The sequence below is a fragment of the Dyadobacter crusticola DSM 16708 genome (assembly GCF_000701505.1).
Lineage (GTDB): Bacteria > Bacteroidota > Bacteroidia > Cytophagales > Spirosomataceae > Dyadobacter > Dyadobacter crusticola.
The window spans coordinates 456,408-465,525 of the sequence record NZ_JNJB01000008.1 but is presented as its reverse complement, the minus strand read 5'-3'; the positions used below and the strand labels follow the sequence as shown (position 1 = coordinate 465,525).

9 protein-coding genes are annotated in these 9,118 nt (G+C 45.4%); 2 read left to right on the top strand and 7 right to left on the bottom strand.

Going from position 1 to position 9,118, the window contains the following annotated elements:
• The 4 genes from Q369_RS0114710 to Q369_RS0114695 form a co-directional block, all read right to left on the bottom strand.
• The coding region (locus Q369_RS0114710; protein WP_031528561.1) for a transposase at positions 1 to 222 on the bottom strand (222 nt) is incomplete at its 3' end.
• Between the two features lie 121 nt (positions 223 to 343).
• Positions 344 to 709, bottom strand: coding sequence for a hypothetical protein (locus Q369_RS0114705; RefSeq protein ID WP_031528560.1), 366 nt, complete (start codon positions 707 to 709; stop codon positions 344 to 346).
• Positions 688 to 1,113, bottom strand: coding sequence for a HEPN domain-containing protein (locus tag Q369_RS0114700; RefSeq protein ID WP_157488179.1), 426 nt, complete (start codon positions 1,111 to 1,113; stop codon positions 688 to 690). Before Q369_RS0114700 ends, Q369_RS0114705 begins: the two co-directional genes overlap by 22 nt.
• 234 nt (positions 1,114 to 1,347) lie before the next feature.
• Positions 1,348 to 2,874, bottom strand: coding sequence for an RtcB family protein (locus tag Q369_RS0114695; protein WP_031528558.1), 1,527 nt, complete (start codon positions 2,872 to 2,874; stop codon positions 1,348 to 1,350).
• Positions 2,875 to 3,063: 189 nt separating this feature from the next.
• On the opposite strand from Q369_RS0114695, the gene Q369_RS0114690 reads away from it, so the two are divergent.
• A complete protein-coding gene (locus Q369_RS0114690) occupies positions 3,064 to 4,293 on the top strand; it encodes a pyridoxal phosphate-dependent aminotransferase (protein WP_031528557.1) in 1,230 nt (409 codons plus the stop codon).
• Between the two features lie 131 nt (positions 4,294 to 4,424).
• The gene (locus Q369_RS0114685) at positions 4,425 to 5,492 is read left to right on the top strand and encodes a ferredoxin--NADP reductase (protein ID WP_031528556.1); all 1,068 of its coding nucleotides are present in this window, start codon (positions 4,425 to 4,427) and stop codon (positions 5,490 to 5,492) included.
• Between the two features lie 9 nt (positions 5,493 to 5,501).
• Here the strand turns inward: Q369_RS0114685 and Q369_RS28365 are convergent, their stop codons facing one another.
• The 3 genes from Q369_RS28365 to dnaN form a co-directional block, all read right to left on the bottom strand.
• A complete protein-coding gene (locus tag Q369_RS28365) occupies positions 5,502 to 7,403 on the bottom strand; it encodes a M56 family metallopeptidase (RefSeq protein ID WP_051664063.1) in 1,902 nt (633 codons plus the stop codon).
• Between the two features lie 2 nt (positions 7,404 to 7,405).
• On the bottom strand, positions 7,406 to 7,780 hold the full coding sequence (locus tag Q369_RS0114675) for a BlaI/MecI/CopY family transcriptional regulator (RefSeq protein WP_031528554.1): 375 nt from the start codon (positions 7,778 to 7,780) through the stop codon (positions 7,406 to 7,408).
• A 180-nt stretch (positions 7,781 to 7,960) separates the two neighbouring features.
• Entirely contained in the window at positions 7,961 to 9,085 is a 1,125-nt protein-coding gene (dnaN, locus tag Q369_RS0114670; RefSeq protein ID WP_031528553.1) for a DNA polymerase III subunit beta, read from the bottom strand.
• Between the last annotated feature and the right edge of the window lie 33 nt (positions 9,086 to 9,118).

The window sequence follows — 9,118 nt, the reverse complement described above, 5'->3', positions numbered from 1 at the left end:
CATATAGCCAAATACGAGCACTTTTAACAGCATCTGGGGATGGTAACTTGCCGGACCGGTCAGGTAGTAGGCGGCATTGAGCGGCTCTAAATTGATCTTATTGATCACATCGTTGACCACCCGGACAACGTGCCCTTTGGGGACAAGATCTTCTAAACTTGGAGGAAGCAGCATCAACTGATGCTGGTGATAAGGCTTGAAATTAGGCTGTCGGCGACCCATTTTTCTTTGGTTTGCTTATAACTAAAGATAATCAATCCAGAAAAATTACCCAAACCTCTAAAATGAAAAAAGACTGCCTCATTTGAGACAGCCTCGTTTTTGCATTTTAATGATTAGTAAATCAGGCAATTTCATGGAGTTCCGCGATCTTCTTTCGGGGATCGTATTGATAGTCCTCGTCGTACCATGTCTCAAAATCGCGGTCACGATGTTCGTTGAGTTCATCTACGGTATCAAACACACGTACGCGATCTATCAGCCCCCTCTCATCGGAAGTCAGGTTTTCAAACATAATATCAATAATAACCGCCGCCTTATCAGCGAAAATCTTTCCTTTCAACGAAGGGGCACTTACACCAAGCGTATAACTGTCCTTTATCAGCCCATAATATGCAGGTGCAAGTCCGATTGCATCAATGTACAAGCCGTCCTTTCTTTTATTCCTGAAAATAGTTTTCAGTCTTTCTACCAGTGTGTCTTTATCCATTTAATTACAATTTTAACTGAATTCAAAAAGCGGTCTGCGGTCTCCTTCTCGCATTCTAATTTGTAACGTCGCTGTTCATTCCATTCCGAGACAACTGTCCAGGCCTTAGCAACGTCAGGGTCCTCTTTAACTAATCTATTCAAGTCCTGCTGCAAACCAGATAAAATAATCAGGTTCCTGAGGTTATGAATTTTAAACGGTCGAGAAACGTCCCTTGGGATATCCAGCAGTTCATCGTCGAAAATTTCGACATTCAATCTTCTACAAATTACAGATTTAATGGCAAATTCTATGGCATATCCTGCCATGTAGTGCGCACCCGAATAGAATTCTTGACTCAGAAGAACGGTAGATTCATCCAATCTAAGCTGTGCTAATGTTTTTAGATCAACAGATGTTGCCACTTATATTGTTGTTTCGTAATGACGATTTTTCAGTTTAGACGTTGAATTGATTTTTTGTCACAACTTCCTTTTACCGAAAACTCAAATCTCAAAACTACCTATTGACCGGATGTTAAGTAACTGCTACTTTTGAGTACACCTAACCTGCCTGCCTTCAATGATCCCCGCCAAACTCTTCCTCGTGTCCCTTTTTCTGATCCATATATTTGTTGAAAGGCGGCGCTTAACCAAGGATTAATCCTCTCTACCTTCTTTTCTATTAGCATCCGCCATTCTGACAATCTTAGGAGAAAACCTGGCCAGTACTGACACCAAGTCGGTTTGCGCCGATATTACATCTTCAATGTTCTTATAAACCATCGGCGATTCATCCAGATCGCCGCCGATCAGCTGAATGCCGGCATCTTCCAGTATCTGGTTCATCTGGCTTCTCGTTGTGCTTGTAAATGCCTTGCTGCGTGACATCAACCTTCCTGCGCCGTGGGACGCAGAGTTGATCGAGTCTGCATTGCCCTTTCCTCTGATTACATAACCCGGCTGGCTCATAGAGCCAGGAATAATGCCCAGTTCGTCCGTACCGGCTGGTGTAGCGCCTTTTCGATGCACTATCACTTCTCTTCCATCTGCCAGCTTTTCTTTCCAGGCAAAATTGTGATGGTTTTCGATCATTTTCAGTGGCGTTTCACCAAGCTGCTTCGCGATTTTGTTATGGATTTCGTGGTGGTTTGCAGATGCATAATCGCCGGCAAGGTTCATCCCGATCCAATATGCCTGCCCCTCTTCCGTATTCAGATCGAGCCAGGCGAGATGCGCCGCCTGCTTGGGCAAGATCGTTTTCTGCATTGCAAGCTTCGAGTAGTAGTTAGCCACATTCCCGCCAAATCCCCTTGAACCAGAGTGGGACAAAAGGGAGAGATACGTGCCTTTCGGCAATCCCAGCAACGGATCATCAGCCAAAATCTCGGTGATTCCCCATTCAACAAAATGGTTTCCCGTGCCCGAACTGCCCAGTTGCCGGTAAGCCTTATCTTTTAAGTCGCGGATTACCTTTGTTGCATTCCATTCCGGCTTGTCCATCACGCTATCATCAAATTTGCGGCCCGTCTCGCCGCCCATTCCGAACTTTGTATTCTCGGTAAGTATCTTTTTAAGTAAATGCGGCTCACGTTTAAGGTAGTCGGGCCGGATATCAAAAATGGACATACACATCCTGCACGCAATATCTACCCCAACTGCATACGGGATCACTTTATCGGCTTCCGTCGCAAGTACGCCACCAATAGGCAATCCGTAACCCTGATGAGCGTCCGGCATCAATGCCCCGCTGACTGAGATAGGCAGACTTACCGCCGTTTCCATTTGCTGCAATGCACCTTCTTCAATATGTTCCCGACCGAAAACCGTGAAATGCAGCTTCTCGTCACGTAAATCGAACTGATTTCCCGATTTATCCTCACGTTGCTGAGGTGTGAGCACCGCTTCTTCATTTACCAGCAGCTCCTGCCCGTCTTCAGTCAGGGTAATTTCTGAGCCATTTTTCTTCAGATCAAAGACGGTTTTGGCCAGATTGGTCAGCTTGCTTTTGGAAAACGCATACTTTTTAGGGTTTCGAAGCATTCTCACCAGCATAATGAATACTTTTTCCTTCGGATGTTTCGCTTTCAGGTGCAGCCCGTTGGCTACCCGCAGGAACGTAGTTTCAAGTTCGCGTGGGATATTGGCGAGAAACCTTAATTCCTCAATGGTGATCTCAGTTTCCATAAATGTATTTTTTAAGATAAAAGATTAGCTGATTATTAACTAAGACGTACAATCATTGAAATGGTAACGGTAAAATTTTAAAAAATCTTTGTTTGCTTAAAACGGCACAACTTCTAAAAAACCCGTACCTTTGCGGGCAATTTGTTGATACAGATAGCAGTACCTTCTTTAACTCAATTCCTTGTTGCAATGTCCGCAGTAGCAGAGCAAACACGGTTGGAAACACGCATGTTAGCCGACCGCATCAACGCCCTCGAAGAATCTTCGACGCTGGCGATGACCAAAATGGCCCGGGAGCTTGCCTCCAAAGGCCACAGAGTAATCAGTCTAAGTGTAGGTGAGCCAGACTTCAAGACGCCTGAGCACATCTGCGAAGCTGCCAAGAAGGCCATCGACGACGGTTTTCATGGCTATTCCCCGGTTGCAGGTTATCCTGATCTGCGCAAGGCAATCGCTGACAAGTTGTTGAGAGATAACAAGATAGATTGGAAGCCTGAGAATATCGTGGTTTCAACAGGAGCCAAGCATTCATTGGCAAACGTGATCCAGGTTTTGGTAAATCCGGGCGACGAAGTTGTCATTTTTGCACCATATTGGGTAAGTTACTCCGAAATGGTAAAGCTGGCAGAAGGAAAGTCGGTGGTTCTGGACGGCGCTTTTGAAAACGATTTCAAAGTTACCGCACAGCAGCTGGAAGCTGCAATCACGTCAAAAACAAAAATCGTGATGTATGCTTCTCCCAACAACCCAACCGGCGCTGTTTACACAGAATCGGAACTGAGAGAAATCGCGGCAGTACTTGAAAAGCACGAAGGTGTGTACGTACTGGCAGATGAAATTTATGAATATATCAACTTCACTGAGGAAGGTCATTTCAGCATTGGTTCCATTCCTGCATTGAAAGAGCGCGTGATCACGGTCAATGGAGTGGCAAAAGGTTATGCGATGACAGGTTGGCGAATCGGCTTTATCGCTGCTGCGAAATGGATCGCCGACGGAGTTGAAAAGCTGCAGGGACAGGTTACTTCGGGTACCAACTCGATTGCCCAGAAAGCTGCAACCGCTGCATTCAACGGTCCAATGGAGCCTTCTATTGAAATGGCGAAAGCTTACCAGCGACGCAGGGATCTGGTAGTAGGATTGTTGAAAGAAATTCCTGGTTTTAAAGTAAATGTACCTCAGGGCGCATTCTACGCATTTCCTGATGTGAGCTACTACTTCGGCAAATCTGATGGCGAAACTACCATTAACAATTCAGACGATTTCTGTAACTGGCTGTTGAACAACTCTTATGTTTCAACTGTGGCAGGCTCAGGATTTGGTGCACCAAACTGCATCCGGATTTCAACAGCAGCAGCAGATGAAGCACTAGTAGAGGCAGTTCAGCGCATTAAAGACGCAGTTGCTACTTTAAAATAAGCATTCAAGAAATGAAAAAAGCCTCATAGGTGTTACCTGTGAGGCTTTTGCATTTAAGATAAAACTGAAAACAAAAGAAGCTAATACCTAACAGCTAAAAGCTGATAGCCAACAGCCAATTCCCAGTCCAAATGAGCAAACACTATTTTTTGAAAGTTAAAGAAGTTGAAAAAGAAACAGAAGAGGCTTCAACAATCCACTTCTGGCACCCGCTGAATGAGGTTATCGCTTACCGGCCGGGACAGTTCCTGACTTTTTTGCTGCCTGCTGAGGATGGTACAAAGGTGCGGAGATCGTATTCAATGTCGAGCTCACCCTATACGGATGTTTCCCTTGCAGTTACGATAAAGCGCATTCCGGGCGGGTTTGCATCCAATTTATTGCTCGATACCATCAAAGAAGGTGACATTCTGGAAGCTGTGGAGCCAATGGGGTCGTTTTTCCCGAAGCAGGAAGATGATCAGGTGAGGCAAGTCGTATTTATCGGTGCGGGAAGCGGTATCACGCCATTGTTCTCCATTCTGAAATCTATCCTGATCGTTGAACCTGAAAGCCAGGTCTTTCTGGTTTATGGCAGCCGAAATGAAAACTCCATCATTTTTAAAAATAAAATGGAGGCGATAAAAGAAAAGTATGGCGAGCGGTTCCAGATAGTGCATACATTAAGTCAGCCCGGTGAAACCTGGACTGGCGAGACGGGTCGTTTGAACAAAACCCACATCTTGAAAATTCTCGGACAATTCGGCGACCTGAGAAGTAAAGAAGCCGAGTTCTTCTTGTGCGGACCAGAAGATATGATTGACGAAGCCAAGCGCGCACTAGCAATTCTTGGAGTTCCGGACGAAAAGGTCAGAAGAGAAAGCTTTGCAACTGCCGCATCGACACAGCCGGGGGAGGTAATAGTAGCCGAAGACGATACGCACAAAATGAGGGAAATAACGCTTTTGTATGAAGGTACCGAGTATAAAGTACCTGTTCAGGCGCACGAAACGGTGCTGGAAGCGGCATTGAATATGGATATCGACCTGCCCTATTCCTGCCAGGCTGGTATGTGTACCGCCTGCATGGGCCGTTGCGTTTCGGGGAAAGTACAAATGGACGAGGATGAGGGGCTGACGCAGGGAGAAAGAGATGCTGGTTTCATCCTCACCTGCGTCACCCGCCCACTATCTGACGATATTATAATCGAAGTCGAATAATTATTAATGCTAGTTATCTAGTTCTTTTGCAGGTGGGACTGGCGGTGCCGGAGGAGCTGCCGGAGCTGCCGGCGCCGGAACTCTCGCTGGTCTGGCAACTTTGGCAGGCGCTGCGGGAGGTGGAGGAGGGGGTGATACCCTCTTCCGCTGAGTCCGGGCACGTGCGGGGCTATGTGGTACATTCTCAATATACACATTTGGTGAAATATCGAAATGATGCATTCCCAAAGTTGAGGTTCCCATTTTGGCTGCGATCTCATTTATTTTCTCATTCAGATCCTCCATTTCGGATTCAAGCTTTTTGAGCGGCTCTTCTGCTGTAAGTGTTTCTTTTCTCGCAGCTGAAATCTGGGAATTAAGGTTGGCTATCTGCTGCTCCTGTACTTTGATCTGCTGTTCGAATTCCGATAATTGTTTGTCGAGATCTGCCTCGCTTAACTTGGATTGATTTGCATTGTTATTTCTGTTGAGAATTTCAGAGCGTTTGTCCATCAATTCTGACCGGGTGTCCATAGCCCGTTCTTTCTTCCATTCAATCTTTTCCATCTCACGATTTACCCGCTCCACCTCAAATCTCTGCTTTTCAATTTCAAGATTGATCTCTTCCACTCTGTGTTGAAGCGGCTCCATCTCGTTTTGTAAAGCCTGCAATTTACGCTGCAAAGAGTCCGTGTTGATATTGAGCCTGATATCGTCAAGGTTTACGTTCACATTGAAATCCAAATCTTCAAGATCTTCGTCGATATTTACATATACCTCGTCGGCTTCAAAATCTTCTGCAGTTTCGCTCTCATCGCTTTTTACAATTGTCCGCTTTTTGCCTGCCTTTTTTGCGGTGATCTGCTTAGATGTTTTTTGTTCTTGCTTTTTTTCTGATTTCTGAGCTACTGCGTACACCGAAACACCCACTACCAGACTAATTGCAAAAAGAACCAAAGGCAACGTGCTCATTCCGCTCGATTTCTTGGGAGAAATGCCCAGTACTCTTTGTACGCGATGGAGGAGTAAAGGTTTCCTGGATGCAAATGCCATCGCCATTCTTGGAGCAGTCTGCCATTCGGCTACTTTCACAAGCGCATGTGCCAGCGACATTTTATCGCCACAGACAGAAAGTGCAATATCATCACAGCAATGTTCGCGCTCTGCACGCACCCGGTCAGACAGCCACCAGATCGCCGGATGGAAGAAGAAAACAACTTCTACAAAGGATTGCAGCATATTTACGAGGTAATCGTTTCGTTTGATATGTGCCAGTTCGTGAGCAAGTATTGCTTCTACCTGGGAAGTGGAGAAGCCAGTCAGAAATCCTATCGGAATAAGGATAACAGGACTTAATGTTCCGATGACCATTGGCGTGAGGATCCGTGCAGTTTCCTTAAACTCAACTGATTTCGAAATATTCATCTTGGCTAAAATCACACCTAATCTCGCCCGCCATTCGCGATCGGATACAATTGCCGCATTCATGCGGAGCCGCTCCGTAAAAAGCCAGCCTCCTACAAACCGCATCAGCAAAAAACCGGCACCAATGAGCCAGCAGATCACCAGTTCGTGCAGGTGTGCACTGAGCCAAAGCTGCATTTTCAATGATAAAGGAAGCTGATATGTGGTTTGCCCTGCCATACTGAGCCTGTGGGAAGATGCGGTTGTTACTGCTGCCATGGTTTGGATAGAAGCCGACGCAGAGAATTGTAGGTAGTAATACGCAAACGTCGTGGCGGATGCAATTACCTGTAAAAGCAGAAAACCAATCCCGGACAAGTACCGCAGATTCGCAGATTTATTCCGAAATGCGAAGAATGTAGCAAGAGCAATTAATAACAAAGCTGTTCCCTGCCAAACTGAGTGAACAAGTGTCCACCCGAAGGCTGGCACAATGGGGGAGGAGAAAAAGGTTGAAATTGCATTCATGGCTAACGATTGTTTTCAAGGTTATTTAATAACTCACGAATTTCATCTAACTCTTCTTTTGACGTAGTGTGGTTTCCCAGCGCCTGCATAACCATCTGCGCTGCTGAACCCTGGAATACAGTTTCAACCAGTTTCCCCACCAGGTTCTGCTGTGTTTCCTCTTTTCCCAGTAAGGCGACATAAATGTGAGAGCGGCCTTGTTCGGTGCGGTACAGCAAGCCTTTGTCATGCATGATCTGCATTAATTTCAGGGTCGTAGTGTAGCCAACATCTTTAGTTGCGGAAAGTGCATCGTGTACAGCCCGGACTGTACTTGGGCCCGCTTGCCACAAGTAATTTAAAATTTCGAGCTCCGATTCGGTGGGTTTGATATACATAGCTAATTAATTACGATAATCTTAGTACCAAATGTCTACGAAAAAAATCGTAGATGCAAGCTCTGTCTACGATTTTTTTCGTAGAAGGTTGGTATTCTTGTTAAAGAGCTGTAAATGAGGATCAACAAAAAGGGTCAGCGTGAAACGCTGACCCACAAATATCTTAAACCAACACGTATTCTAAACGTAAGTATTCAGCATCACCGGCATGACCAGCATTAGAATATCTTCGTTTTCACCTTGGTCAACCGGAATAATCAAGCCAGCGCGGTTAGGAGCGGATAGTTCAAATGTGATGGTCTTACTTGAAAGATTCCCCAGTACTTCAATCAGAAATTTAGCATTAAAACCAATTTCCATATCGTCGCCATTATACTCGCACATCAGGCGCTCATTTGCCTCATTTGAATAATCAAGATCCTCTGCAGATATCACAAGATCATTCAAAGACATTTTCAAACGAACCTGGTGTGTAGTCCGGTTAGAGTAAATGGAAATTCGCCTTAGCGAGCTCAGAATCTCCATTCTGTTGATCGTTAAGGTATTCTGGTTGTTAGTTGGAATAGCATTTTCATAATCCGGGAAGCGCTCGTCAATCAGGCGGCAAATCATGCGGATATTTCCAAAACTGAAAAATGCGTTGGATGAGGTAAATTCTGCTTTTACAGGTACGTCATCGGATGGCAGACAGGATTTCAGTAGGTTCAATGCCTTCCGCTGAATGATCATCGAAGTATCTATATCAGATTTGATGTCAGTGCGGCGGTAGCGAACAAGACGGTGGCCGTCGGTTGCTACAAAGGTTGCGTTTTCTGTACCCATTTGTACAAAAACCCCCGTCATTGCAGGACGAAGATCGTCTGTACTTGTTGCAAACAGCGTATTTGCTATTGCAGCTCCAAGCGCAGAAGATGAAAATTCAACAGACTGGCCACGGTTGACAGCAGGCGTTTTAGGGAAATCAATCGGATTTTCTCCGGATAATTTATAGCGCCCGTTGTCAGAAATAATCTCCGTCCCGAACGTCTCTCCATTCACCTGCAAAGTGATCGGCTGCTCCGGCAATCCGCGAAGCGTATCCAGCAACAATTTAGCAGGTATTGCTATCGCTCCTTTCTCGGCAGATTCAACCTCAATTTCAGTGATCATCACTGTTTGAAGATCAGAAGCTGTGACTGTGAGCACATTGCCTTCCAGCGACAAAAGGAAATTTTCCAGAATGGGGACTATTGGGTTCGTTGAAACGACACCGTTTATAGCTGAAAGCTGTTTTAAAAGAACTGATGACGAAACGACAAACTTCATAATTCGTGACGTAAGTGTTTAAATGTTAATGAT